23 protein-coding genes, 1 tRNA gene and 1 pseudogene are annotated in these 24,948 nt (G+C 62.0%); 14 read left to right on the forward strand and 11 right to left on the reverse strand.

Features of this window, described 5'->3' with window-relative positions:
• Positions 1-740 precede the first annotated feature (740 nt).
• Positions 741-1,925: a PD-(D/E)XK nuclease family protein gene (locus LRS14_RS10615; RefSeq protein WP_257799503.1), complete on the forward strand. Its 1,185-nt coding sequence runs from the start codon at positions 741-743 to the stop codon at positions 1,923-1,925.
• A 350-nt stretch (positions 1,926-2,275) separates the two neighbouring features.
• On the forward strand, positions 2,276-3,478 hold the full coding sequence (locus LRS14_RS10620; RefSeq protein ID WP_257799504.1) for a diguanylate cyclase: 1,203 nt from the start codon (positions 2,276-2,278) through the stop codon (positions 3,476-3,478).
• A 207-nt stretch (positions 3,479-3,685) separates the two neighbouring features.
• On the opposite strand, the gene LRS14_RS10625 is transcribed toward LRS14_RS10620, so the two are convergent.
• The 3 genes from LRS14_RS10625 to LRS14_RS10635 form a co-directional block, all read right to left on the reverse strand.
• Entirely contained in the window at positions 3,686-4,627 is a 942-nt protein-coding gene (locus tag LRS14_RS10625) for a hypothetical protein (protein ID WP_257799505.1), read from the reverse strand.
• Positions 4,628-5,029: 402 nt separating this feature from the next.
• Positions 5,030-5,533, reverse strand: coding sequence for a hypothetical protein (locus LRS14_RS10630; RefSeq protein ID WP_257799506.1), 504 nt, complete (start codon positions 5,531-5,533; stop codon positions 5,030-5,032).
• A 77-nt stretch (positions 5,534-5,610) separates the two neighbouring features.
• On the reverse strand, positions 5,611-6,531 hold the full coding sequence (locus tag LRS14_RS10635; RefSeq protein ID WP_257799507.1) for a PEP-CTERM sorting domain-containing protein: 921 nt from the start codon (positions 6,529-6,531) through the stop codon (positions 5,611-5,613).
• A gap of 1,663 nt (positions 6,532-8,194) precedes the next feature.
• Between LRS14_RS10635 and LRS14_RS10640 the strand changes: the two genes are divergently transcribed.
• Positions 8,195-8,701: an HAD domain-containing protein gene (locus LRS14_RS10640; protein ID WP_257799508.1), complete on the forward strand. Its 507-nt coding sequence runs from the start codon at positions 8,195-8,197 to the stop codon at positions 8,699-8,701.
• 456 nt (positions 8,702-9,157) lie between these two features.
• Here LRS14_RS10640 and LRS14_RS10645 read toward each other — a convergent pair whose 3' ends face one another.
• Positions 9,158-9,571 (reverse strand): BPSL0761 family protein, encoded by a 414-nt coding sequence (locus LRS14_RS10645; protein ID WP_257799509.1) that lies wholly within the window; start codon positions 9,569-9,571, stop codon positions 9,158-9,160.
• Positions 9,572-10,107: 536 nt separating this feature from the next.
• A complete protein-coding gene (locus tag LRS14_RS10650) occupies positions 10,108-10,524 on the reverse strand; it encodes a hypothetical protein (protein WP_257799510.1) in 417 nt (138 codons plus the stop codon).
• A gap of 653 nt (positions 10,525-11,177) precedes the next feature.
• Here LRS14_RS10650 and LRS14_RS10655 point away from each other — a divergent pair.
• From LRS14_RS10655 to LRS14_RS10665, 3 genes are all read left to right on the forward strand, one after another.
• Positions 11,178-12,119, forward strand: coding sequence for a DEAD/DEAH box helicase (locus tag LRS14_RS10655; protein WP_257799511.1), 942 nt, complete (start codon positions 11,178-11,180; stop codon positions 12,117-12,119).
• Positions 12,120-12,326: 207 nt separating this feature from the next.
• Positions 12,327-12,782: a hypothetical protein gene (locus LRS14_RS10660; RefSeq protein WP_257799512.1), complete on the forward strand. Its 456-nt coding sequence runs from the start codon at positions 12,327-12,329 to the stop codon at positions 12,780-12,782.
• Positions 12,783-13,174: 392 nt separating this feature from the next.
• The gene (locus LRS14_RS10665; RefSeq protein ID WP_257799513.1) at positions 13,175-14,200 is read left to right on the forward strand and encodes a BstXI family restriction endonuclease; all 1,026 of its coding nucleotides are present in this window, start codon (positions 13,175-13,177) and stop codon (positions 14,198-14,200) included.
• Here the strand turns inward: LRS14_RS10665 and LRS14_RS10670 are convergent.
• From LRS14_RS10670 to LRS14_RS30670, 4 genes and pseudogenes are all read right to left on the reverse strand, one after another.
• A complete protein-coding gene (locus tag LRS14_RS10670) occupies positions 14,154-15,254 on the reverse strand; it encodes a DNA methyltransferase (protein WP_257799514.1) in 1,101 nt (366 codons plus the stop codon). The two genes, LRS14_RS10665 and LRS14_RS10670, sit on opposite strands and share 47 nt — an antisense overlap.
• A 571-nt stretch (positions 15,255-15,825) precedes the next feature.
• On the reverse strand, positions 15,826-16,080 hold the full coding sequence (locus tag LRS14_RS10675; RefSeq protein ID WP_257799515.1) for a hypothetical protein: 255 nt from the start codon (positions 16,078-16,080) through the stop codon (positions 15,826-15,828).
• 77 nt (positions 16,081-16,157) lie between these two features.
• The gene (locus LRS14_RS10680; RefSeq protein WP_257799516.1) at positions 16,158-16,625 is read right to left on the reverse strand and encodes a hypothetical protein; all 468 of its coding nucleotides are present in this window, start codon (positions 16,623-16,625) and stop codon (positions 16,158-16,160) included.
• A pseudogene (locus LRS14_RS30670) lies at positions 16,625-16,789 on the reverse strand (M15 family metallopeptidase); the annotation flags it as partial. The gene LRS14_RS10680 and the pseudogene LRS14_RS30670, both read right to left, overlap by 1 nt.
• Before the next feature lie 418 nt (positions 16,790-17,207).
• On the opposite strand from LRS14_RS30670, the gene LRS14_RS10685 reads away from it, so the two are divergent.
• From LRS14_RS10685 to LRS14_RS10710, 6 genes are all read left to right on the forward strand, one after another.
• Complete coding sequence (locus LRS14_RS10685) at positions 17,208-17,717, forward strand: hypothetical protein (RefSeq protein WP_257799517.1); 510 nt, start codon at positions 17,208-17,210, stop codon at positions 17,715-17,717.
• Between the two features lie 359 nt (positions 17,718-18,076).
• Entirely contained in the window at positions 18,077-18,232 is a 156-nt protein-coding gene (locus LRS14_RS10690) for a hypothetical protein (protein ID WP_257799518.1), read from the forward strand.
• Between the two features lie 116 nt (positions 18,233-18,348).
• Entirely contained in the window at positions 18,349-18,747 is a 399-nt protein-coding gene (locus LRS14_RS10695; RefSeq protein WP_257799519.1) for a hypothetical protein, read from the forward strand.
• Positions 18,744-19,064, forward strand: a complete 321-nt coding sequence (locus LRS14_RS10700; protein ID WP_257799520.1) for a hypothetical protein — start codon at positions 18,744-18,746, stop codon at positions 19,062-19,064. The genes LRS14_RS10695 and LRS14_RS10700 overlap by 4 nt, the downstream gene beginning before the upstream one ends.
• Before the next feature lie 100 nt (positions 19,065-19,164).
• Positions 19,165-20,154 (forward strand): DUF3644 domain-containing protein, encoded by a 990-nt coding sequence (locus tag LRS14_RS10705; protein WP_257799521.1) that lies wholly within the window; start codon positions 19,165-19,167, stop codon positions 20,152-20,154.
• 1 nt (position 20,155) lies between these two features.
• Complete coding sequence (locus LRS14_RS10710; RefSeq protein WP_257799522.1) at positions 20,156-20,353, forward strand: hypothetical protein; 198 nt, start codon at positions 20,156-20,158, stop codon at positions 20,351-20,353.
• A gap of 446 nt (positions 20,354-20,799) precedes the next feature.
• On the opposite strand, the gene LRS14_RS10715 is transcribed toward LRS14_RS10710, so the two are convergent.
• Together LRS14_RS10715 and hrcA are read right to left on the reverse strand one after the other, a co-directional pair.
• Positions 20,800-20,887 (reverse strand) — tRNA-Ile (locus LRS14_RS10715).
• 336 nt (positions 20,888-21,223) lie between these two features.
• Positions 21,224-22,240, reverse strand: a complete 1,017-nt coding sequence (gene hrcA / locus LRS14_RS10720; protein ID WP_257799523.1) for a heat-inducible transcriptional repressor HrcA — start codon at positions 22,238-22,240, stop codon at positions 21,224-21,226.
• Between the two features lie 68 nt (positions 22,241-22,308).
• Here hrcA and LRS14_RS10725 point away from each other — a divergent pair, with 68 nt between their 5' ends.
• On the forward strand, positions 22,309-23,184 hold the full coding sequence (locus LRS14_RS10725) for an NAD kinase (protein ID WP_046112700.1): 876 nt from the start codon (positions 22,309-22,311) through the stop codon (positions 23,182-23,184).
• 5 nt (positions 23,185-23,189) lie between these two features.
• Positions 23,190-24,917 (forward strand): DNA repair protein RecN, encoded by a 1,728-nt coding sequence (gene recN / locus LRS14_RS10730; RefSeq protein ID WP_257799524.1) that lies wholly within the window; start codon positions 23,190-23,192, stop codon positions 24,915-24,917.
• Positions 24,918-24,948 lie beyond the last annotated feature (31 nt).

The raw sequence follows: 24,948 nt of genomic DNA on the forward strand, positions 1-24,948 counted from the left end.
TATCGAGCCGAGCGCAACGAGCCCAGAACCAAGCACCATTGGATGAAGGCCGCCGTGCTACTGTCGTAGCCGAACCCTGGCACGCGAAAATATTTGCCTCGATAGCGCGAATCGAGAACTAATGCGCAGTGCTCGATGACCAGACGAATCGCTCGCAGGCTTGCGGGGGACAGGGACTTCGGCAAGCCGCGAACAGCGCCCATGTGACCGCCCCCAAGGCTGATGTCCGGGGCTAAAGACTATGCGAACTCCGCGATTCCACCAGATGTCGTAGGGACCGGAATCTTCAGCAAACCAGCCAACGCTCTACGCAGCCAAGCCCCCGCCGGCGTGCGAAATGAGGTTGACTCCAGGCCGATTCACTGTGGGACTCTACCGGGGCCCTCGGTCTGCATCCAGGCACGCTGGTCTTTGCCATCGCGATGTTTGGTTTCCTTATGGCAGCCAGGTCAGTAAGCGCCGCCAAGGCGATGCCTGCGCACCGGTCAGCTCTGCTTGCGTGGAGTAAGGCCATTGCAGAGGCGGGAGGAGGTACTGCTGGAGGCAGTCACCCTTGACGAGACCTGCGGCAAGCGCTTTGCAAATGTGTCCCACCTGGCTCCAGTGCGGGCAGAAGAGATGGCGCCGCCCACCGCCGGCAACCCCGTGGCAATCTGCTTAGCTAGCGTTACCAACTTGTCAACCACCGGCTCGCGCAACCGCCGGCGTCAAACCTGCACTCCCGTGATAAAAGACCATCTATGGCTCTGACTCTCTTCGAATATCTAGGCATCGCTGGTCAGGAGCGGATGCACACCCAAACTCTCGCCTGGCTACTGACGCCACACTGCTCACCGTTGAACGCAGCGAACCGCGTCGCACTGCTGAGTTCGCTCGGGGCACCCTGTACAGAAGCCCAGGCGGACAGCTTGCGCGTGCAGACAGAGCTCGACTCGCTTGACCTGGTGTGCGCCACCGAGAGCTTCTGTCTTGTCGTCGAGAACAAGCTGAAGTCGCGCCAGTCATACCAGCAATTGGAGGGGTACGACCGAAAAATCTATGCGGCGCGCTGCCTCTTGACCGGCGTACAAGAATTTAATGCACGAGAGCCCGCCCCTTACAAAGTATTCCTTACCTTCGCCAAGGAACGGTCGGGCAACTCCTGGACGGATGTCGATTACAGCCAACTCCTGCCCGCCTTGCAGTCTGCGGCAGACTCCGTGCCCGGCAATCCATACATCAAGGACTATGCGAACTTGGTCCAGCGCTTGGTCGAAGCGCGTGATGCCTTCGTCGCCAACCCTTCTGCCTACCCCTGGGTGTTGGAGCGTGTCAGCGCTTCAGCCAAGGAACGTCTGAGCACACCCTTGCCGGCGAACGGAGTGACTCAGCACGAGTACTTTATCTGCGAAAACCGCCTGGAGCGCATTTTCCTTCAGGCCTTGCTGCGCACACTTACCGCAGACGTGTGCAATGTCATCGTCGATTCCGGCGCCAGAGGCAAGCCATTGGTACAGCTGCATCTATTCCTAGTGCAACTAAGGTCAGGCAGCTGGTATCAGGCAGGCCTGCAACTGCAGGGAGCAGCGCTCAAGCTTACTCTAGCGCACATTGATTACGAACACTCCAAGGTCAGCAACAACTTGCGAGTTTTCGACGCCTGCTTCCAAACAGGTACGCCCCTTCGCAAAGCAAAGGGAGGCAATTCCCGCGACTATCGGTCGTGGGTGATAGCCGCTTCAGCTGACCTGCGCTTCACTGAACGACCTGACGTTTTTGCAGCCGCGTACAAGCGCGAAGTGCAGGCAGCGACGAATGCATGGGCTGAGGCAATCAAAAACATGCGTAGCTGCGGCGAAGTGCTTGCCGCGGAAGTCTGGAGTCGACAGCGCTTCATCGTACTTCGAGATGGGGTTGTCGACGGGGTTTCATTCAGGACTGCCTAGGCCAACAAATTTCGGAGCAATCGTAGACGTGGCTCGCCCTTGAGATGCGAGGTTCGCATGGTCGCCGTATGATGATTTAGTCGTGCTGCAGATTCTTCGAGGCGTAGCAAGCTGGCACGAACCCATGAGTGCAGGCCACTTGATGCACCTCACCGGCGGGTAAAAACCTGGCGCCGCGCAGACAGTTGCGCATCCAGCGGAACCTAGTTCAGCAGCCATCGCGAAGGGGCGGATAGTCTGATGCACGTCAACGACGACGTGAATCTTGAACGAGCCTATCAGCGTCCTACGCGGCCGTGCACCGCGCGCCGGCGTGCAGAATGGCGGGTTGACTTTCAATCCGACTCGCCATGACCGACTCCACTGATGCTCTCGCTCTGCATCCAGGCACGCTCCTCTTCGCCATCTCGATGTTTGGTTTCCTGATGGCGGGCATGTCGGTAAGTGCCGCCAAGGCTATGCCGGAGCACCGGCCTGCGCTGCTTGCGTGGAGCAAGGCGATGGCCGGGGCAGGAGGAGGATTCCTCCTGTACTACCTACGTGGCCACGCGCCTTGGTTTCTTTCCTTCGTCGTTGCGAACACGCTGGTGATTTCATGCGCCACGTACGGGTACCTGGCCTTCGCGTCGCTGCTTGCCCATCACCCACGTCGCATCGAACTTTTGTTCGCCGCTACAGTTGCTGTCTCGGGTGTCCTTGCTACGTATCTCTTTGGCTTGGCGCTTTCCGTCGCCGTCGTCACGGTATCAGGGGGCATAGCCGTACTGCTAGGGATGACCGCCAATCTGCTCGTCAAACGGGCTTGGATGCAGAGGTCGGCGCTGCTGACTATCGGGGGCCTAGTCATCACGTTGATGTCCGCTGGCTTTGCTGTGCGCGCCCTAGTGGCCGCGTTCGGAGATGCCGCAAGCGTCGCTCCAAGTGCCGGTTCGCCAACACAAGTGGGCGCCTTGCTGATGGGTGCGGTCTTCGTTGTGCTGTCCTCCATCACATTCTTCTCGCTCGTCCACCAGCAACAGCGGGCGGCCATCCTGGAAACTGCGAGCAGAGACGGCCTTACCGGGACGTACAACCGTGCGAGCTTCTTCGAACGAGCAGCAAAGGCGGTCACCAGCCGCAAACCGTATGCCGTGGTGATGGTCGACATAGACCACTTCAAGGCAATCAACGACACCTACGGGCATGCAGCCGGCGACGTGACGCTGGCTCACGTAGGGCGGCTGATGGCTGGCGCGGTGCGCATCTCCGATTTGGTCGGTCGATACGGAGGCGAAGAGTTCAGCATTCTTCTCCAGGACTGCGATGAAGCTCAGGTCGAAGCTCTGGCCCAGCGCATAGTCGGAGATGCGTCTCGACAAAGCGTTCGGCTGGTGAATGGTCGAACGCTCAGCTACACCATATCGGCCGGATACGCGATGAGCGACAACCGCTGCTTGCCACTTGAGCCTTTAGACGAAGTGATGGAGCGTGCGGACCAAGCGCTTTTCCGCGCTAAGCGGGAGGGACGGAATCGGGCGATGAGCGCCTATCCGCGTCAGGTCGCACGAGCTTAGCGCAGCGGCGACCGTTTCCATGAGACGCTCGATGCGTAAACCGGCTCGACAAGCTGCGTGGCGTCGAGAAGTTGCGGGACAGACTCCAGGAAGACATCGGGCACCGTCGAACCCAAGGTCAGGCTCGCACATCGAGACAGAGAGCGGCTACGCTTAGACTGCGCAGGCGCCGGTGGCCCACTCATCGACCATCGCTCCCCGATTAACCTAAGGCGCTGGCTTGAAGTTGTACTCCAAGTAGTCGAGCATCTCGCCATCGTCGTCGCGATAGTTCAGAGAGTTTGGTCTATTCTCAGCAAAGATGTCTCCAAAATCTCCCTGCTGTTTAAGCGTTGCACATAGCGCGTTTGCACCGTACCAAGAAGCTGCAGCAAGCAGGTAGCGAGCGGCCTCCAAGTCGCCAAGGTCTTTCACGCTCACGACGCGCAGCAAGTGCTCCGCGCCGGCAAGCAGCCGATGTTGAGAGCTACTGAAGACTCGCAGGAGAGCGCCACCCAACTCCGGCCCGTCTTGTAGTGCCAACTTAGCCCGAAGCTCGGCTGCGTATTCGTCAAGCACAAGCCCAATGGCCGATGCCGATAGCATGGCGAGCTCTCTGGCCCATGAACTAGCGCGCGGACCGAAGTCAATGGAATAGCGACGAACTCGCTCAAGGATTGGAGCAATCTGGTCATCGTCTTGAAGAGCCAAACATGACAGATTCGTCCAACGAAACAGGTCAGTGTAGAGGTCAATCACTTCAGCGCCATTGCGCTGGAGCATAAGTCGGGCAAGCGAAGCGTCTTGCGATTCGCTGGTGCGCATGCGACGGCGGTGGACCTTGCATGTAGCCGCGACAATCTCCAAGTGCAGCTCCGACAGTGGACCAGAGGTCGCCGCAAGCGTGTGACGGAGATGGCGCCTCAAGTCGCTGTCAAGCTCCTGAGGCAGCTCAGACAACGCCATTTCCATCGCGGCGCGAGGATGAGAGCGGCGCAGTAGCTGCGACGTCAAGCGCGCGAGTGAGTCTTGCGCTTTGAGTCCACCAAATTCAGCCAGCGTCTCGACGGTGGCAAGGAGCAAGGAGTCACTCACAACGTGCGTAGCGGTTAAACCAAAATCGTGATTGCCCAGTCTAACGGGGCAGACAGGGGCTTTTTCCACCGGCATCGCTGCTGCCTGAACTTGCGGTATTTGGGCCGGCCGCCTTTGCTACTCCATCTCAAGCTTGCTTTCTAGGTCGCGAGCCCATTAAGCCGTGCTTTCGGAGGTCAGCCTGGCAGCGACATTTGCTGCCCGACGAGTTCGGCGCAGTCTAAAAGCCGCCCCTATTACAATAGCTCCCCAAGCGATATGGAAGCTGAACCAAAGAATAGCACCAGACCAAGTTGACGACCTGCTCGGCTACCAAGTGTGACAAGACGTTGGCTCAACGTCGGCGGTCATGCGCTGGTTGCGCGCTCCACAAACTAGGAGCATGGCGCGGCGGCTCGCCGAGAACGACGACGACCGGGTAGCGGAGTTCGCCCAGGTTGTGCACGTTGGGCAGGACGGTCATGAAGCGGGCGCGGACTACCCGTAGGACGGGGCGACGGGAGTTCCCAAGAGGCGAGCCTTCCGTTCCAGCTGCCGTGCGTGTCTGCGCTCCATGTACTGCTGCGCCATGAGGTATTGCCGAGGTCGCAACGGGCCTGCGTCCATGCGTGACAAGAACAGACGGTCGTGGATGACATCATAAAAGCTGGGCAAGCCATGGTGCGCATCCATAGCATCCAACCATTCGTCTATCTGCATAGCGCAGAACTGAAACTGAATGCCACCGTAATGCTCCTGCTCAAACACACCAAATAGCTCAGCGTGCACACGCTCTAGCGTTTGTCTGGTGACCGCGCCGTCCAAGAGCAGTCGAATGCGACGGTACGCTTCCACCGCTGCGGGATAGAAACGGGTGGAGGCGAACCCCGGCTCATTGGCAAGAGCCCGCTCCATCTTGAGCTCATAGTCAATGGCGAGGTCTAAGACTTTGCAAAGATGCGCAGTGGCTTCGTTTTGCGCTGAAACTGAGTCAGAGTTCATCTTGCTCGCCTTTAGCTACTACAGCGGTGGTACAGGCATCGACCCGCTCTCCACCACCCGGGGTGCCCTACGCAAGACTACCGCAAACTGCGGTCGCGTCGTGTGGCATACCCCACGAGCAAGGCGCCAAATCCCAGAAGAGCCCAGCTTGACGGCTCTGGCACTGGGCTCGGGATGTACGACTTAAGATAGTCCACCCCCGAGCCGCTTGACAGCGAAAACTCAACAGCGGAGCCGTCGGCACGCGTTACGCTGCTGATGCCGCCCCAATACATTTCAGCGCTGAAGTCATAAGAGGCATCGGCCGAGGCGTAGCCGCTTTGGTCTGGGTTAACCCAGGCCTCTTGCCGCAGCGAGAATGCGACGTCAGTTGAACGGCCTGACGAAACTTGGGCACTTACGGTGTAAAGACCGTAAATATCGCCCGGACCAACATTGCTCTCCTTGTATTCCACAAAACTTTGAGCAGCAGGGTCCCACGTGCTCGATGAGCTCATATAGGAGAACTTGCCATCGATGCCATCAACCGTATGCTGAAAACGAAAATACCCGGCAAGACTAAATTCTTCAGCCTTTGATGAATAATAAGTTCCTTGCTGACTATGCTTAACTAGAAAACTGTAGTTGACTGTGAGAAGCTCCGATGCAACCCCAGTTTCAAACGTCAGCTCATCCGAAAAGAACACCTGGCTTCTCGCAAAGGACATGGCTGCGCCAGTCATTGCCGCCCTGCCTGAGATTTTTAGTGCCCCCTCTGTGGATAGAGCGGTGGCGACTGCTGACGCACTGTAAGGGCGGCCGTCGAATCCGAGCTCGCCAGAAGACGAGCTAGCGTTGCGAGCTCCCACAAATGGCCCCTCGACAACAACCTCATCGGTCGCGCCAGGAGCATCCATCGCCAGCGTTGAAACATCTCGCCAGCCGTATGCAGCAAACGCAGGCTGCGCAATGGCAAAGGTCAGCAGCGCAAGAGGCGCAGCCCAAATTTGTGTCCTCATTTCGACTCTCAAAACATGTTGCGCCGAACTGTAACGGCATATGCCACCGCCGGCTCACCAGTCGTTGCAGACCCCCTATCCGAGGGGCAACACACGGCTGGCGAGTACCGCGACCGGGCCGCCCGTGTCGTCAGGCACTGCCATGACGAGGTTCATGCCCACACCGCGGGACAGCACAGCGGGCTGAGGAAGGAGCTACGCAGCTATATATGTTCATTTCGATGGCTACGTTGGCTACGTCTAAATCTTGTGCCGGCACAAGGTGCGCAGCCGGTCGGAAGTCGGCAACGCACCCTAGTCATGCCCAGGCTGACGTTGTCGGCAAATTTTCATTTCTTGGTAAGCGCCCTCAGTGCTCGTAGGATAGAACATGCCAGGAAAGGACGTGTCTCCTGTATTGGCTGCGGTGAGCCGCTCTTTGCGCTCGAGAAACGCTATATAGAAGTGACTCCGTCTCTCTGACATCCCGCGGCTGCGGCCAGAATGGGCGTGTAGACAATGCCGCCCAGAGAATGGAGCATTGTGCCGGCACAATATGCCTATTTCCGGCGCGTGCTTTTCCCAGAACTCCGAGCCTTGTGCCGGCACAAGACGCGTACGAGCGGCTCATGCTCAGCCAAGAAATCCAGCCCTGTGCCGGCACAAGATGCATACGGACTGCTCGCGCTCAGCACAAAAGCTAACCTTGTGCCGGCACAAGACGCGTACAGACCGGCTCGCAGTCAGCCCGGACGTCGAGCCTTGTGCCGGCACAAGACGCACAAGGAGCGGCTTGAGCTCAGCTAAGAGCTCGATGCCTCGTGCCGGGCTCTGCTGCTCGCTGACTCGATGCCGTGCTCATGCACCTCGAGCTGCAGACCACCATGCCCTGGTGATTGGAACGTCAGCGCGTCTTGTGCCGGCACAAGATGCTCGGGGCCCGCGCACCGCGGCGCAGGCGCATCAACAGTTGTATGACCAGCCCCTTTGATGCGCACCGCGAGACAGTGAATGCGCAGATGCGAAGACCATCTGCGGCAACAGGCCACGCACTGAACGAGGACGTCGAGAGCCCGGACAAGCAGACGACCGCGTCCAGCTGGCCCTAGTTGATGATGACACCGCTCGTTGCGCTCCTTCTGGCATGTCAGCGGCTTGGCTTCAAATTGCAGCGTACGGGGTACTGCAGTCACCGAAGTCTGAGACAGGCAGACGAAGCCTATCGGACAGCATTCCAGTGTCGCAGGCCGCGGTACACCGTGAAGCGCGTGTGCCGTTATCGTTGCTCGGCCGAGCACACGAGCGCGCGGCCTGGATAGTCATGGATGGCGCGTACGAGCCTACTCAGCTCCGCACAGCCAAATCCGCGTTGAACCTCGGCGATATGTAGATTGACAGTGCGCAGTTCGTACGTAGTTCTTCCGACGGTGCGAACGACTTCAAACACCCTAGCCGCACGGGTTGCCGCCAACATCTTGCTCGCCTCGCGCCGATTATGGCGTTATCAAATTACGATATCAAATCGCCCTCAGGGCGACCATTGGCGTGAAACAGACGGCATTCGTGTCCCAATTGGCGCTGTTGTCGCAGGTAACGCGTTGTCTCACATTGCGTTCTTTCGATTCTAGTCGGGGTGTGTGCCTTGCCGTGAAACATCAGCGCATCTGCGGCATAGTAGTTCCCTATGCCCGTGCTCTATCTTGACTTTGACGGTGTCCTCCACAATGACCACGTGTACCGCGTGCCCGGCAGGGGTATCGTCGTTCGCGACGGATGCCTCTTCGAGTGGGCGCACTACTTGGACGAGGCGCTCCAGCCGTATCCGAGCGTGCGCATAGTGCTGTCAACTAGCTGGGTGCGCGAACTTGGTTTTAATCGCGCCAAGTCCTACCTCGCACCCTCTCTGCAGGCTAGGGTTGTCGGCGCGACGTTTCATCGCCGAGAGCATGCACCGACGCGCGAACTCCGCTGGCACTGGGCTCAGATGCCGAGGGGCGTTCAAATCATGCAGGACGTGGAGCGCCGGCGGCCGTCCAAGTGGCTGGCTCTCGATGACGCAGTGGGAGAATTCAATGATGCGCAGCGAGCTCAGCTCATCGCTTGCGACTCGGAGCGCGGTTTAAGCGACCTGGCGACGCGGGCGCAGTTACAGGCAATGCTCAAGCGGCTAGAAAGCTCCCGAGATGAGTAGGCGCGCTCCTCGCGCATTGGCCGGCCAAGTGGACGCTGCGCGTCCTGGCTTCCCTGTATGCAGGCCACGCAGCCGGCGTGGCATGGGCCCCGCAGCCGGGCCTACCCTCACGCTGCTCGCGGCTTCGAGCCCCGACCGGGTGTCCCTAGTGCACTTGATGTTGTTGCCAGGAGCGCAGCGACGGCGACTACAGCGAGAGCGCGCGGAACGCGCGGTCACGCGAGTCCTGCCTATCCATGAGCCCACAAGGTAGGTTGCGCCGCCACTAGTGCAGTCTCACCTGCTCCAAGCTCCGCGAGCTGACGCCTGCCGGACTCCACACCCGCAGCGTGCGCGCTAGCGGCCCCGCGACCTGCAGCGCCGTCCGCTTCGGCCAGGCGCTCCCAGCCTTGCCAGACCTCCGCCTTGCACCATGTCGCCATGCCCTCCAGCGGGCAAGCCAAGAACCCATTGATTTCAATCGCGCTTGCGCTGCGGCGAGTCGCCTCGGAATTCCCCGAAGTCTGCGTCCGTCGGCACGCGACGTTCGAGCCAGCGTGCGAGGAGGCGTATGTGCCACGGCGGGTTCAATAGCCGTCGATAGTCCCTGCTGACGCGTGCCTCGTAGTCGTCACTACGGTCGGCGGGAGGACTGTGAGCTAGCAGCTCCATGTACGACGGAGTCTCACCGACCGCGCGGTCGTTGCAAGGCGCCCACTGCTCCGGGAACGCTGCAGCGACCGCATCGAATGCGCCGGCATCGGGATAGTGCCGCAGCAGCCGCTCGGCTTCTCGCTGTACGTCGGCCGGTACATCGCTGCGCGCGCCCAGCTGCTGCAAGAAGCGCTTGGTCGCAAGAACAGCCTGCGTGCGCTCGGTCGGCGTTGTCATAGCTCGCCGTATTGCAGAGAGCCAAGCAGCACGCCGGTGAGAGGGCCATGCAGCGCGCCGTCATTGCGCCATCCCTCATACAGCCCCGTGTCAAGCGATTCACGCCACCCCGCCTTAAGCTGCCTCACCTCGCCGTGCCCGAGCCGATGCACGCCCTGCCTCGTGCTCGCGTCGGGGTCCTCCACAAGAACATCCGCGTTTTGCGGCATTGCTGAGAGGATTGCGATGAGCTCGTGTACTGACATGCGCCCAGCGTAGGCAAGACTCCCCCGCATACGCAAGTACCTTGAAAGAAGCGCTCTTTCTAAGCCAACCACCACCCTCGCCCGCCCTCCCTTGTGCCGGCACAAGACTCCCCACGTATGCACGCCCCGTCCCTCCTTGAACTCGAAGGGGTTCTTTGCATGCTACCGCTGATGCGGAGAGCTCACGTCGGCTGTGTGCCGCTGTGCGGGCATTGGATTCAAGAGGGGTTGCTCGCCCAGGTTTTAGCGCTTTAGACAAGGGGCGGAGCCGATTTGGAATCAAGTGAGGTCTCACTCGCTCCACCACACAAGCCGCAGCGCGAGTGCTGCCTCTTCCGCTGCCAGGCGCTCGGCATCGGGCAGCTTGCGGCGCCATCCAGCTCGCAGGATGAGCAGCGCGCGGTCTGCGACGAGCTCACTGAAAGGCGGTTGCTCGTCGCCCGGTACGTACGCCTCAAGCAGCACTGACGCTCGTAGGAGTGCCGCATTCATGTCGCGCACGCTCTGCTCGGCTGCGATGAGCAGCGCTCCCGCTTCCAGCGGCTCACACGAGCCTGTAGACCGCCGCCCGCTTCGTAGCAGGCAGGAGATGATTTGATAGAGATAGACCAGTGCACTCGGCGCGCCCTTGCGCGTGCGCGTTCTTTGCAGCTTTAGTCGCGCGGCGGCGCGCTCGCACTGTGCGCGGGCAGGTACGGCAGACGACATTGACGGTGCTCCTTCTGATGCCCCGTGTAGCGACTTCTATAAGTCGGAGCTTGCTCGGTCGTCGCCGCTATAGCCGGGTTAGATTTCGACTTATAGAACTGGCCACCAAGTCCGCGCCAGCGAAGGCTTTCAGGCCTGCCGACCGACGATAAACAACATTAACAGTGCATTCGAAATGCACTGCCAGCCTCATTGCGCCGGCGGGCCGTTGCGCGGCAGAGTTAGAGGCTTCTTGGAGCCCGCCAGATGACTGCTTGGACCGCCCTTCCCGTAGCCGCAAGGCCTCATGACACGCTGATTGCGTGGGCCGTTTGGGAGCTGCCAAACGGTGCCCTCCACCTCGCCGGGTACTCCTGCAACCGCTGCGAGGGCCGGGCCACGACAGCTGTTGTGCGATTCGACGAGCGGCAGATGCGAGCCGTCACGAGCTCGGGCCGGGTGTACGAGCTGCAAGGGTCGCCTGGCCTGAATGCCGAGGCGCGGTACGTCTGGCACCGGTGGTGCGAGGTCAATGGCGTTGACCCTGACCAATGCACCGACGTCTCGAGACAGCTCTATCGCTGACTTCTCCGCAAAGCTGCAAGCCGCTTTAGACCTGCGAAGCATTTGCTACATGCGGTGCCTACACGTCGAAACCACATCGGTTTCGACCAATGGCATTCGCACTCCGGCCCTACCAAGACGACCTGATTTCCCGCACAAGCGATGCGCTGCGCCGCCATCGCCGGGTTCTCCTACAAGCTCCCACTGGCGCCGGCAAGACGGCCCTTTCGTCGGCCATGATGCTCGGCTCGAGCTCACGCGGGCGTCAGACGCTATTCATCTGTCACCGTGCTGAGCTCGTGCTCCAGACGAGCAAGACGCTCGCGAGGGTCGGCGTCGGCCACAGCTTCATCGCCGCGGGCTGGCCCTGCGACAGCAGCGCCACGGTCTTTGTCTGCAGCATCGACACGCTGAAGGCGCGCGTCGAGAAGCTCACTTGGCTGGACCCCTCGCTCGCCATTTGGGACGAGTGTCACCACATCGGCGCAGCTGGCTGGGCCGCAGTCATGGCGCGCTTTGACCGAGCGTTCCACGTTGGCCTGAGCGCGACCCCGGTTCGGCTCGACGGCAGCGGCCTGGACAGCTACTTCGAGGAGCTGGGCCCGGCCCCCTCAGTGGCTTGGCTCATCGAGCAAGGCTTTCTTTCAACGTACCGAATGTACGCGCCCTCCAGCGCGGACCTTGAGCGGGTCCGCAGCCTGGTCGGCGACTACAGGGCCGCCGACGCGGAGAAGGCCATGACGGAGCAGCTCACCGGCGACGCCATCCAGCACTGGAGGCGGTATGCCAACGGCTGGCGCACTGTCGTCTTCCGCACCACCGTCCGTCACTCGGAAGCGGTGGTGGAGCAGTTCAACGCTGCCGGCGTTGCGGCGGCCCACCTTGACGGAAGCACCCCGAAGGAGCTGCGCGCAGAAACCATTCGACGCTTCGCTGCAGGGGAGCTCAAGGTGCTCTCGAACGTCTCGCTTTTCGGTGAAGGCTTCGACCTCTCGGCCGCTGCGGACACCGATGTCACCGTTGACTGCGTCATTCTGCTGCGACCTACCTAGAGCCTCTCGCTGCATCTGCATATGGTCGGCCGAGCTCTGCGCCCAGCCCTCGGCAAGGTCGCCATAATTCTCGACCACGCCGGCTGCGCACTACGTCACGGGCTACCAGACGACGAGCGCTCGTGGCCTCTTCAAGGGCGTGGCATGGGCTCCGCGACCGGGCCTACCGAGCCCCTGCCGCCGGCTCCGGCGACCTGCTTGGGGTGCTTGAGCCAGATTCGCCGTCCGCTGCTCTCTACCCTTTGCCCCTACTGCGGCGGGTCGCTGGTGGAGCCGAAGGAGCTGCCAAGGCACAGCAAGGAGCAGCTTCGCGAGCTGAAGCGTGCTGAGCTCGAGGCTGTGAAGCGGGCCAAGGAAGAGGCCCGCATTGCTGCTCAGGTCGCGCGCGAGCAGGCTGAGATTGACAGGGCTGCCAAGCGGGCGGCCAAGGAAGCCGAGCGCGCTGAGCGCCAGGCCGCCGAGGTGCCATGGAAGGCCGCCCTGCGCGACCAGCGACAGCAGGAGAGGCAGGACGAATGGGCCTGCTCAACAAAATCCGAGCTCATCGAGCTGGCCAAGAAGCGCGGCTACGCCTATCCGCACGGCTACGCCGACCGGCGCTGGCCGTTCATTGAGTCCAAGCAGGCCTCACGGTCAAGGCATCTTGCGAGCCACCCCGTCTAGCACCAGCTTCGCGAAATCTGAATCCAGGACCAAGACTTCCCGCCCGTTGGGAACTGAGATAGAAGTCATGCCCGTTCCACCCTGAAAGGTGTACCAGATGCCAGCTTCAAGCGGGACATCGGCCCCCCGGTAGTCGCGCACGGGGAGCTCAAGACGGAGACCGGCAGGGCGACTTCGGAGCAGCTGGCCTTCATCGAAGCCGTGAAGCGGGACGGAGGTCGAGCGGGTTGCCAGGAACGTTGCGGACGCGGAGCGAATAGCGCTGGGCTAATGGCCGAACGCCGCCAGGAGCATTTTCGACTCTCCTCCCTGTACACTCAGTTACTTAGACCTTCACAGCCAGTAGAGCTGTCCGGGGCTTGCGAAACCAGCGTCAAAGAGGGAGAGGAACAGTGGCAACCAGACGACGAGCGGTAACAGGACTTCCGAATCTTCCCAGTGCGCTCAAGACGAAGTTGTATAAGACTGGTCAGACGCGAGGCGCTTCGGTTGACGAAATCTACCAAAACCGGGTTTTGCGCTGCAATACCGTCCTTGTCCCATACGCGTACCGCCATGAGTGTCTTGGAAAGAACCAGCAGTATGAAAGTGGCTTCATCGTGTTGCTTTCCCCTGACCAGTACTTTGGGATGGCAGACCCGATAGCACAGCTTGCAAAAGACGGATTGGCTCTCGGGACGAACGCAGTAGTGTTTTACCAAACTCGAGACGAGTGGAACCGGTATCCAAGGAACGCTGAATGGACGGTTCCGACAAGCCGTAAGGCGCCCCTAGGCGGCCAGTTCGTGGCCAGGGTTCCGGCCACGACCTCAGGTGAAAGGGGAGCCAAGATAAACCTCGGCTTCACTACCACCGAGCAGCAGGGCCTCGGTATTCGCGTCTATGAGTATGCGAATTCACAGAGCATTGACCTCTGCCGAATGCAATTAGAGGCGTTCTTCTGGCTATGCGAAGACGCCGAAACAGTGGCGCAAGTTGCGGGAATGACAGCCGAAGCTGTGGCGCTGAGAAAGCGCCATAGCCTTGACGGCTGCAGAGGGACGGGATTTCTAGATATCCCTCGGCTGAAAACGATGCACATTCTTGATGAGGTAGAGCACACAACCTGCCCGCTGTGCCTTGGACGCCTAACAGGTCAAGGTTTCCTTGACCTCATGACTCAAGCCGAAGGGAGGGCGACCGTTGACATGACCGTCACGGAAATTGGGCTCTTCCACATGCAAGAACTCAGGATGGGCGTGCTCAACCATCGCCCTTACAACCTGGCATGGGGACACCATCATTGCAACGTCGTGATAAAGGACTCGGGCATTCCTGAGACGCTGGCATGGATGGTCCAAGTCATTGACCGGAACATCGCTGCAGGCCGAATCAGTCAGCCGCTCCCGCAAACAACGGCAGTCCCGACTGCGACCTAGCCGCCGCTTTCTGGGGCTTCCTCTCCTTCGGAGCGACGTCGGAAGCCTCGATACGGCTTACGGTTCCCACTCGCGCCGCTGCTTGCGTGGCCCACTGCTCCTCGATGTCGATTGCGATAGCGCGTCGTCCGAGCGACAAAGCAGCCAACGCTGTACTGCCCGAGCCAGAAAAGCAGTCCAAGACGATGTCGCCAGGAAAGGTCGTCGCCTCAATCATGTGGGTAAGCATGTCACTGGGCTTCTCCGCCGGATGCTTTCCCCTATAGGGGCGTACAGAATAGAAATCCCAGACGTCCGTGAACTGCTTGCTGCCGTCCATCCGAAAGATGCGGATGACGTCTTCATACGGCGGCATGAACTTAACTTTGCCGGTCCCGATGAACGCATCACACATCTTTCGATACTGCTCGCGACTTGGAATGTTGCGTCCAGTCTCCCAGTTCGAAACGGCCCCGCCATGATTCACCGCGCCGTAAGCGCCGATGATTTCCGTGAGTTCATGGCCTGACAAGCCGCTCTGCTTGCGAACCTCGCGCAAGTACTGCGCGAACGGCGACCGGTGCAAATTTCCCTCGACCGCCGGTTCAGCGAAGATGATGCGCTCCGAATGCGGGTAGAACTGCCGGAGCGCCGCCTTGTTCATCTTGCCCTTCCAGCCGTCGTACCCCGGCTCGTTAGGCTTGGTCCAAACGATGCTGGACAAAATGTTGTAACTGGACGCGAGCATCACCTCTAGCCTTGCTGCCATGGCAGAAGAGCAAAACATGAAGAGGGAGCCGTTCGGCCGCAGGACGCGGCGCCATTCCACGGCGTATTCCTGCATCCACTCGATGAAGTGCTGGTCCTCCTCGAAGTCCTTATCGCCGTAGATGTTGGCCTTCTTCGTCGAGTGGTACGGCGGGTCGGTCAGCACCAGGGATACGGACCCGGGGGGCATCCTTCGCAAGAGCTCCAGTGAGTCGCCCTGGCAGACGATAGCTTCATCATTGACCAGGCAGGCGCTGGTGTGCAGTGCGGCTTGCGCCGCCTTAAACGCTTCGGCTCGGGTGGACACTAGTTGAGACCTTCAGGGGACGCGCCCCGTAGGCAAACTGGGACTTCGTACAGTATACCGAGCGGCGACAGGGCCCCCATCAGGGCCCTGATGTTTTCAGCTCGTCGCCGCCGCCCTTGCAGCGCTCTGCAGCATCTCCTCAACGCGGTCCCGCACCGCTTGGCCGTAGCTGGTCCGGCCGGGACGCCACACTTGGCACAGCTGCCAGCCTGCCTCTTTGACGTGAGTCCGCAGTTCGTCGATGTGCGCGTAGTACGGCGTCCTCACCAGCTCAAGCCAAGCAGGGCTGAGGTACACGGTCGTCAGCCCGTGAGGCCCGGGACCTCGACCCAGCGCGGCTTAGCCATGGGCGACCTCCGGGCAGTCGTCGGCGCCGTGGAACGGGAAATGTTCGACATGAATGGCCTGAAATTCTTGGCTCTGTGACTGCTGCCCGGCGAGTTCGTTGCGTTGTAGTTCCGAGCCCCGGAACGGTGCCCGTGTTACTCGCGTTGGACTCGGCTGTTGGATGTCGTTGTTTGCATTGTTGTCTCCCTTGAGCCCCGGCCAGGCGCCGAGGCGGTTGTGATGGTCAGGCTGCCAGGTCGATGCGGTTGGGACGCTCGCTAATCTGCAGCGCCGATGCGTCAGCGCCGTGAGCCTTGGCGTGCTCGAACGCCGCCTCCGTAGCGTCATAGCACGTCAGTCCGCGAGTGCTGCCCTCGTTCCACTGAGCTGCATCCTCAAGCGCCTCGTCCTCTGTCCGGCCGGTGCCGAAAACGGTCCAAGTGGCGCTGTCGAGGACGATGACGTGCGTGAAATCGATGTTGTTGTACTGGGTTTGCATGATGGTGACTCACTTGTTTTGGTTGGTGGCGATGGACGCGCCAAACTTTGGTGTTCACCGCGCGCGGCCACCCTGCCTTAGCGCACGTCTGCTTGAGTGCCATCAGGCTTGGCCACGTCCGCGATGTACGCCTGGCATGCGCGCAGGCGGTCCGCTACTTCGTCGGCTTCTCGGGCGAGGTCGACAAGATGCTCTCGAGTCGAGTCGTGAATGACGGCGACGGCGGGGGCGTCAAGAGCTCGGCAGGAGGCAGCGGCAGAGTCGGCTGCTGCACGGGCTTCTGCCAGCTGGCGCAGCCGGTCAGCAGCAGTACGAGAAGCAGCGTCGCGCTGACGCTGCGCAGTGATGAGGTCATTGGCAATCCTCGTGTTGGCATTGTTGTTGAGGCGCTCCACCTCGCGGGCGTTCTCGCTCGCCTGCAGCGTCTCGGCCTGTTGCTCGGCCTGCATGCTGCTGACGCGCCATTCACCCCAGCATCCCCATCCGACGAGGGCAGCCAAGAGAACGACACGCCAATGGCCGAGCACCCAGGCAAGGGCCCACATCAGACGGCCTTCCAGTTGGATAGCTCGAAGTGCGGGTTGTCCTTAATGGACCGAAAGTCGCCGCCCCAGACCAGCCCGAGCGAGCGACCGATGTCAGCTAGTAACTTCCAGCGCGGGTCCCCTACAGGGGCGAGCGCGGTACCGGTGACAGGGTAGATGTCGAAGGCTTTGCCAGACCGAGCACCGTCGCCTTCTCAGCTGAGAGCAGCGCCCTCGCTGCGATGGCCAGTAGAGCCACCACCACAGGGATGCCCCACTTGGCCGCACACGCTTCCGCTTCGTTTCGCATCGTCCGTCCGTGTCATTCGCGGACGAGGTCCGACCGCTGGTTAGTTGATGCCAGCGTGTAGCGACGTCACTCACTTAATGCAAGAAGGCCGCCGTTGCGGCCATTCTTTATTCCGACAAATTCTTTAGCAGGGCGCATGCGTTGGAAGCATTTGCTACCTACACGAAGTAGACCCCCTCGTCATTGAGCTCCGGTGCTGGTTCATCCCCAGTGCCTCTTATCCGGAAGCACTGGGGATGAACCAGCTGGTTGCAAACAGCCCATCCGTTCGTTAATCAAACTCCGGACTCTAGATGGACTACTTCTTCTCTGTCATCGGTGTTGCATTCCTCATCGCACTTGTGCTGTACGAGTTCATGCAATACATGCTCGCCGCCCACTTCGTGGCCACGACCAGCAGTCGAATCGTTATCAACCCCCTCACTGGGCGCGTGGATGTACTTAAAAAGCCGGTTCGCCGGAGTGCTGGGTTCACTAAGGAGCAGATTTTCGTACTCTATTCGCGTCGTTCTCTCGTGCTCCATGAAATCAACGCGCAGCTGTACCCCGATGTGAAGGCTGAATTCCATTCCCTCGCCTATTTCGGCATGGGCTTCCTGGGATTCGTCCTCTTCACTGCAGCAGGCCTCCCGGCTCTGACTGCTCTAGGTGTGGGAGTGTGCGGGGCTGCCATCACGTTTGCTAGCAAGCACGGTCGTGACCTGCTTTGCTTCTCTGACGCGATGGCTCAGCTCGACGATGACGTGAAGAACGCTCGCTTGCTGGTTGCCCAATCGCGACGCGTAGCAGCAGCCCATCGATAAGCTGATTCTTGATTCACAGCCGCCCCTCGGGGCGGCTTTTTCTCGTCAGCGGAAAGTGCGCGGGAAGACCCACGGCGCAGCGGCGCAGACGACGAAGTAGGCGATGAGCAGGTCAGTGGTCGACATATGAATCCTACAAAGGATTTATGGAATCAATTATAGCTGATTCTTCTACGCGAACAAGCGAAGCAGTTGCTACACATGAAGCAATCATCGCCAATGCCAACAAAAGGAGACATGGCCAATGGCAACGCTCAAAAAGTTCACCGTTGTCGACCCAACCGCTCGTCTCAATTTCAGCTTGAAGCTAAGCACTCGTCGCGCCATCGAGGAATACAGGGCCTTCTACACCGCGAGTTATGGCCACGCCGAGGGAGCGCGGCGAGCTCGTCGAGCAGCTTATCGCGGCATTCATCGAGCAAGACGCTGAATTCGCGAAGTTCAGGAAAGCCATGACCACGGAGCAGCGCGCAGCTGTCGAGACCGCACTGGGAGGCCAAGCAGGCGAAGCATGACAAGGTAGCAAGTCACACCGAGCGCCCGTCACGTGGGCGCTTCTTCTTTGGACTCAAGAAACTGCGCTTTTCGCCGATAACAGGAGGGTTTCTATCGACCCACGTAGAGGAGATGTATGGGTGCACAAGATGAATGGCTGAAGAAGGAACACGCCAAACGCGCTGCCGGCGAAGCGAAGGTTGCGACCCTCACCACGCGAGCCGAAGTTGAGCAGCTCGCATTGAAGCTGCTCGAGCTGTCGGCAGACCGTGCTGACGTGGCACACCGGCTCGCCAAGGTTGGTGAATGGCGCATGGCGTACAGCGAAAGCCTCTCGTCCGGCGCGCACTGGAACATTGCCCACGACCTGCTGATAGCCTTCCACGGCGCACGCCCGGTGACCGTCAAGTCACGCCTTGAAGCCGCACGGGAGCACACGCATCCGAACAGAGAGCGCTCCTACATGCAGCAGGACACGCTAAAGCTGCTGGCGCGCAGAGAAAAGGCGGCGGCCAAGAAGGCGGCCAAGGCATGACCGGCACTCAGACGCCGCAGGAGCGGTTCCAGATGCGTCGGGAGTCGAGCCTGTTCCAAGCAGCGGTCGGCCAGTGGCTCGACGCCGCAGAGGACGACTTCAATCTCGCGAGCCGCTTGATGGCGGCGGGCTTCGAGGAAGCCGCGCGCGTCCAGGCAGAGAACGGTGAAGCAGCCGTCAAGCAGGTCACGAAGCTCTTTGCGGAGCGCGAGTCTGGAATGAAGGCGGCGGCTAAGGCTTGGGTGGACCACTCCAGGCACTTGGACGAACGACACGCGCACGCTGAGGCGATGCTGGAGACGGCGAAGCCGCTCTGAGCCGCCTCGTGTTCAACTCTTCAACGGGCCCTCGGGGGCCCGTTCTCGTTTCGGCCGTCACCGGCAAAAATGGCACATCTACACCCAGAGGTCCTTCCCGATGCGGCCACCCCTGCACCAGCGTTTCGTTGACAAAGCCGCGGCCGCCATCACGGCGGCTGTCGAGCTCTACAACAAGCCGGCATTCTTGTACCGGGAGGAGACCTTCGCAATCCTGTCGCTAAACGCGTGGGAGCTCTTACTGAAAGCCAAGGTGCTCAAGGACGCCAACAACGCCATCGCGTCGTTGAGGGTGTATGAGACGCGGATGACAAAGGCGGGTAAACCATCGAAGGTCAAGCACCTGAAGCGCAACCGCGCAGGAAATGCCCAGTCCATCACCCTCGGCGCATGCATCGCCCGCCTTGAGGCGACCGCGGCCTCAAGGTTGCCGGCCGAGGTGAAAGCCAATCTGGACGCGTTGACCGAAATTAGGGACAACAGCGTGCACTTCATTACCGCTAGTCCGACTCTTGCAAGGCAAGCACAGGAGCTGGCGGCCGCTTCGGTAAATAACCTCGTGGTGCTGGCCAAGAGGTGGTTCAACAAGGATTTTTCGTCCGTCCTGAACCTTGTCCTTCCCCTCTCGTTCGTCGCGCCGCCACAGGATGCTGCGGCAACCGTGGTGTCAGCCGACGAGACGCGCCTCATCGAGCATCTGCGCAACATCGCGGAGGAAGTTGGCATCGTTGAGGGCGACTATGCGGTAGCTGTGAAGCTGGACCTGAAGCTGGAGAAAAGCATCCTCAGCAACGCTTCGAGGGTGCAGATGACCAGGGATGCTGACGCAGTGAAGGTTCAGCTGACCGAGGCCAACATCCGCGAGAAGTACCCATGGGACTACGAAGAGCTCACGCGCAGGCTAGGCGAGCGGTACACGAACTTCAAAGCGAACCAGACTTACCACAATATCCGCTCGCCGCTGCACGATGATGAGCGGTATGCGAAGGTGAGGTACCTTGACCCGGCCAACCCGACGGGGCTTAGCAAGCGCTTCTTCAACTCGAACATCCTCTCGGTCTTTGACCAGCATTACACGAGAAGGGCCTGACATGGCTACCGCCGACCCTGCCCACTACTATGAGGTCGAAGGCGCCGTCTTCCGGCAGCTGCCAGGCCAACCCATGGAAGTCTACGTCGACAGGTTGAAGCAGTTCAGGCCGTACACGGGCGACATCACGCGGGTGTACAGAGAGAGCCACCGTCTTACGTTCGCAGAGGTGCTGCCGTACATGACAGTCGAAGACTAGACAGACGACTAACGGGCCATTAGGGGCCCGGTTTACCTAATGTGCGAGCAAAAGCGTCGCTAGACGCCGGCCTGTCTGCTCACTTCCATGCACCCAGCCGCGTATTGGCCAAGAACGGCAAGCGGTACCCGTACAAGATTGTGAAGGTCACCGCTGGCTCCGAAACGGCCGACCAGTGGACTACTGTGTCGATTGACGCACACACGTAAGAGGCTCGGGTGGCTCGCTATGGCTTTATGGCAAAGCGTTCAACCGCGTCGTTCGGGCAGTCGTCGCCCGTGTACAAGCCGAGGGCTACAGCGGGCCGCTAAGCAAGGCCATTCGTAGGGCGCTGCAGGCCGTTTCGGCCAACGAACGCCTGCCGCCGGTAGAAGCCCGCTTGGCGCTTGTACAAGCTGCGCTCGGGGCGCTCGTGGCACGGCGGTGAGAGCCTAGCACATGAGGATTGGTAGGCCGGGTGGGGTTCGAACCCACGACGAGCTTTCGCTGACGGATTATGAGTCCGCTGCCTGCAACCAACACGGCGTCCGGCCCACTCAGCCACCATTGTAAGTTGCCCGTATGCTCTACGCGGACGGCTTACGCTGGCTAACCTGGTCCGGCGGTTTTGGCGGTAATCCTCGCTGAATGCGACCGGAAGCTTTCCACGCCGAGCCGTTCTATATGGAAGCCCTCAATCGGGAAAGTTCGGGGAAAGCTACTTTTAGATGCGAGAGGGTGAATGCCCGGGAGCCCGCATAAGCGCTTGCCTTCCGCAGGCTGAAGGCCGTTAGCACGACTCATTATGAGTCCTCTGCTCTAACCAACTGAGCTAACGGCCCCCGGGGAAGCGGCGCATTGTAGGCAGGCGCGTCGCCCGCCACGCGGGGCTCAGCGCGGCTGCGACAGCGCGTTGGTCACCAGCCGCGAGGTGATGTCGACGATCTGGATCATGCGGTCGTAGGCCATGCGGGTGGGGCCGATGACGCCGAGGGTGCCCACCACCTGGCCGTCCACCTCGTAGGGCGCGCTCACCACCGACAGCTCCTCGAACGGCACCACGCGGCTTTCGCCACCGATGTAGATGCGCACGCCCTCGGCGCGGCTGCTGACGTCCAGCAGGCGCATCAGCTGCGTCTTCTGCTCGAACAGGTCGAACATCTTGCGCAACGAGCCCATGTCGTTGAAGTCCTGCACCGCCAGCAGGTTGCGCTCGCCGCTGACGACCACCTGGTCTTCGCTCTCTTCCAGCGCCTCGCCGCCGGCCTGCACCGCAGCCTGCATCAGCGTGGCGATGTCGCCGCGCAGCGCCTCGATCTCGCGCTTCAGGCGCTCACGCACGCCGTCGATCGTCAACCCGGCGTAGTGGGCATTGAGGAAGTTGGTGGCCTCCACCAGCTCGCTCTGCGTGTAGTCACGCGCGGTGAAGATCACCCGGTTCTGCACGTCGCCGTCGGGGGCCACCAGAATCAGCAGCACGCGCCGCTCGCCCAGCCGAAGAAACTCGATGTGGTGGAAGACGCTGGTCTTGCGCGGCGCCGTGACCACGCCCACGAAATTCGACAGGTTGGACAGCATGTGCGCCGCCGTCGCGATCACGCGCTGCGGCTGGTCAGGCTGCAGGTGGCCGCCGGCGGCAGCCATGTCGGCCGCGCCGAAAGGCCGCGCGGTAAGCATGGTGTCGACAAACAGCCGGTAGCCGCGTGCGGTGGGGATGCGGCCTGCGCTGGTGTGCGGGCTGGCGATCAGGCCCAGCTCTTCCAGGTCGGCCATCACGTTGCGGATGGTGGCCGGCGACAGGTCCAGGCCCGAGGCTTTCGACAACGTGCGGGAACCCACCGGCTGGCCGTCGGCGATGTAGCGTTCGACCAGGGTCTTCAGCAGGGTTTTGGCGCGCTCGTCGAGCATGGTTTTTCATTGTACGGAAGAGGCCTTCGCCCCGAGGCTGCCATGCGGTGATGGTGTAATCCTTCGCCATGGGCAACCGCTTCCGACACGCCGCCATCGTGGGCAAATTCCAGGCCCAGGGCATGCGTGCGCTGCTGGAGGAGATCGCGCAGTTCCTGATGAGCCGCGGGCTCGAGGTCTCGATGGAGCGCGCCACCGCCAACAACACCGGCATGGCCGCCGAGTACGGCGCGCTCACGCCCGCCGAGATGGGCCAGAAGTGCGACCTGGCCGTGGTCGTGGGCGGCGACGGCACGATGCTGGGCATCGCCCGCGAGCTGGCGCGCCACAACATCCCGCTGGTGGGCATCAACCAGGGGCGGCTGGGCTTCATCACCGACATCACCGTGGGCCAGTTCCGCGAGGCGCTGGCGCCGATGCTGGATGGCGACTACGAGGAAGAGCACCGCAGCATGCTGGGCGGCGGCGTGTGGCGCGACGGCCGGCCGATCTTCGAGAGCATGTCGCTCAACGACGTGGTGGTCAGCCGCGGCGCCACCGCCAGCATGGTGGAGCTGCGCATCCACATCGGCGACGAGTTCGTGGCCAACATGCGGGCCGACGGGCTCATCATCGCCTCGCCCACCGGCTCCACCGCCTATGCGCTGTCGGCCGGCGGGCCGATCCTGCACCCGGGTATCGCGGGCTGGGTGCTGGTGCCCATCGCCTCGCACACGCTGTCGAACCGGCCGATCGTGCTGCCCGATGCGGCCGAGATCACGGTGGAGATCGTTGCCGGCCGCGACGCCTCGGCCAACTTCGACATGCACAGCCTGACCAGCCTGCTGCACGGCGACGAGGTACGCGTGCAGCGTTCGGCGCACAAGGTGCGGTTCCTGCACCCGCGCGGATGGAGTTACTACGCCACGCTGCGGCGCAAGCTGCGCTGGTACGAAGGGGTTTGACACCGATGCTGCGCCGCCTGGCCCTGCGCGATTTCGTCATCGTTCCCGTGCTGGAGATCGACCTCCAGCCGGGCTTTTCCGTGCTCACCGGGGAAACCGGCGCCGGCAAGTCCATCCTGATCGACGCGCTGCAGCTGGCGCTGGGCAGCCGCGGCGACGCCGGCGTGGTGCGCGAAGGCGCCGCCCGCGCCGACATCACCGCCGAATTCGACATGCCGCCCACGCTGGCCGGCTGGCTGGCCGAGGCCGGCTTCGACGCAGGCGCCGACGACGGCGTGCTGCTGCTGCGCCGCGTGATCGACGCCCAGGGCAAGAGCCGCGCGTGGGTCAACGGCAATGCCGCCACGCTGGCCCAGCTGCGCGAGGCGGCCGAGCACCTGCTCGACATCCACGGCCAGCATGCCTGGCAGAGCCTGACGCGGCCGGCCGCGGTGCGCGCGCTGCTGGACGCGCAGGCCGGCATCGACCTGCAGCCGCTGACCGCCGCCTGGGGCGACATGCGCGGCGCCGCCGAAGCGCTGGAAGCCGCCAGCGCCCAGCGCGACAGCATCGAGCGCGAGCGTGAACGCCTGGCCTGGCAGATTGGCGAGCTGGACAAGCTGGCACCCGCCGACGACGAATGGGAGGAGCTGAACGCCGAGCACCAGCGCGCCTCCCATGCGCAGGCGCTGCTCGACGCCGCCCGCCTGGCGCTGGATGCCGTGGCCGAGGCCGACACCAATGCCGACACCCTCACCTCCCGCGCGCTGGATGCGCTGGGCGACGTGGTGTACCACGACGCCCGCCTGGCCGAGGTGATGGAGGTGCTGCGCAGTGCGCAGGCCCAACTGGAGGACGCCGCGCACACGCTGCACGGCTACCTCGGCCACACCGAGGTTGATCCGCAGCGGCTGGAAGAACTTGACGCCCGCCTGGGCGCCTGGATGAGCCTGGCCCGCCGCTACCGCCGCACGCCGGCCGAGCTGCCGGCGGTGCTGTCGCAATGGCGAGCCGAACTGGCCGCGCTGGACGCCGCTGCCGACCTGGATGCGCTGCAGAAGGCCCATGCCGACGCCCACCGCCGCTACCAGCAGGAAGCCAGGCAGGTGACGCAGGCGCGCTCCGCTGCCGCCGGCCCGCTGGGCGAGGCCGTCACGCGGGCGATGCAGCAGCTGGGCATGGGCGGAGGCCGCTTCGAGGTGGCGCTGCTGCCGCAGGAAGCACCGCAGTCCTACGGCCTTGAAACCGTGGAGTTCCGCGTGGCGGGCCACGCCGGCAGCACGCCGCGGGCGCTGGCCAAGGTGGCCTCGGGCGGGGAGCTGTCGCGGCTGGCGCTGGCCATTGCCGTCACCACCGCCGCGCGCGACGAGGAAGGGGCCGGCACGCTGATCTTCGACGAGATCGATGCCGGCGTCGGCGGTGCCGTGGCCGACACCGTGGGCCGGCTGATGAAGCAGCTCGGCCAGCGTCGCCAGGTGATGGCGGTGACGCACCTGGCCCAGGTGGCCGCCTGCGCCGACCATCACTTCGTCGTCTCCAAGGCGGCGCAGCGCGGCATCACCACCAGCGACGTGCAGCCGGTGGCCGGCGAGGCACGGGTCAGCGAGGTCGCCCGCATGCTCGGCGGCGAGAGGCTGGCCACCAGCCTGGCGCATGCCGAGCAATTGCTGGCGGAGGCAGCAAAGCCGGCCGTTGTCGCCGATGATGTAACAGCCGCTTCCGGCAAGCCCTCTCGCAAGCGCTCCCGTGCCTGACATCACCCCCACCCGTACTGACCTGCCCACG

It is taken from the genome of Aquincola sp. J276 (assembly GCF_024700035.1).
Taxonomy (GTDB): Bacteria; Pseudomonadota; Gammaproteobacteria; order Burkholderiales; family Burkholderiaceae_C; genus Aquincola; species Aquincola tertiaricarbonis.

Excerpts from the sequence above, each read along its gene's own strand:
- LRS14_RS10615 (WP_257799503.1), top strand. The coding sequence starts at position 741 with ATGGCTCTGACTCTCTTCGAATATCTAGGCATCGCTGGTCAGGAGCGG.
- LRS14_RS10620 (WP_257799504.1), top strand. The coding sequence starts at position 2,276 with ATGACCGACTCCACTGATGCTCTCGCTCTGCATCCAGGCACGCTCCTC.
- LRS14_RS10625 (WP_257799505.1), bottom strand. The coding sequence starts at position 4,627 with ATGCCGGTGGAAAAAGCCCCTGTCTGCCCCGTTAGACTGGGCAATCAC.
- LRS14_RS10630 (WP_257799506.1), bottom strand. The coding sequence starts at position 5,533 with ATGAACTCTGACTCAGTTTCAGCGCAAAACGAAGCCACTGCGCATCTT.
- LRS14_RS10635 (WP_257799507.1), bottom strand. The coding sequence starts at position 6,531 with ATGAGGACACAAATTTGGGCTGCGCCTCTTGCGCTGCTGACCTTTGCC.
- LRS14_RS10640 (WP_257799508.1), top strand. The coding sequence starts at position 8,195 with ATGCCCGTGCTCTATCTTGACTTTGACGGTGTCCTCCACAATGACCAC.
- LRS14_RS10645 (WP_257799509.1), bottom strand. The coding sequence starts at position 9,571 with ATGACAACGCCGACCGAGCGCACGCAGGCTGTTCTTGCGACCAAGCGC.
- LRS14_RS10650 (WP_257799510.1), bottom strand. The coding sequence starts at position 10,524 with ATGTCGTCTGCCGTACCTGCCCGCGCACAGTGCGAGCGCGCCGCCGCG.
- LRS14_RS10655 (WP_257799511.1), top strand. The coding sequence starts at position 11,178 with ATGGCATTCGCACTCCGGCCCTACCAAGACGACCTGATTTCCCGCACA.
- LRS14_RS10675 (WP_257799515.1), bottom strand. The coding sequence starts at position 16,080 with ATGCAAACCCAGTACAACAACATCGATTTCACGCACGTCATCGTCCTC.
- LRS14_RS10680 (WP_257799516.1), bottom strand. The coding sequence starts at position 16,625 with ATGTGGGCCCTTGCCTGGGTGCTCGGCCATTGGCGTGTCGTTCTCTTG.
- LRS14_RS10685 (WP_257799517.1), top strand. The coding sequence starts at position 17,208 with ATGGACTACTTCTTCTCTGTCATCGGTGTTGCATTCCTCATCGCACTT.
- LRS14_RS10690 (WP_257799518.1), top strand. The coding sequence starts at position 18,077 with ATGGCCACGCCGAGGGAGCGCGGCGAGCTCGTCGAGCAGCTTATCGCG.
- LRS14_RS10695 (WP_257799519.1), top strand. The coding sequence starts at position 18,349 with ATGGGTGCACAAGATGAATGGCTGAAGAAGGAACACGCCAAACGCGCT.
- LRS14_RS10700 (WP_257799520.1), top strand. The coding sequence starts at position 18,744 with ATGACCGGCACTCAGACGCCGCAGGAGCGGTTCCAGATGCGTCGGGAG.
- LRS14_RS10705 (WP_257799521.1), top strand. The coding sequence starts at position 19,165 with ATGCGGCCACCCCTGCACCAGCGTTTCGTTGACAAAGCCGCGGCCGCC.
- LRS14_RS10710 (WP_257799522.1), top strand. The coding sequence starts at position 20,156 with ATGGCTACCGCCGACCCTGCCCACTACTATGAGGTCGAAGGCGCCGTC.
- hrcA (WP_257799523.1), bottom strand. The coding sequence starts at position 22,240 with ATGCTCGACGAGCGCGCCAAAACCCTGCTGAAGACCCTGGTCGAACGC.
- LRS14_RS10725 (WP_046112700.1), top strand. The coding sequence starts at position 22,309 with ATGGGCAACCGCTTCCGACACGCCGCCATCGTGGGCAAATTCCAGGCC.
- recN (WP_257799524.1), top strand. The coding sequence starts at position 23,190 with ATGCTGCGCCGCCTGGCCCTGCGCGATTTCGTCATCGTTCCCGTGCTG.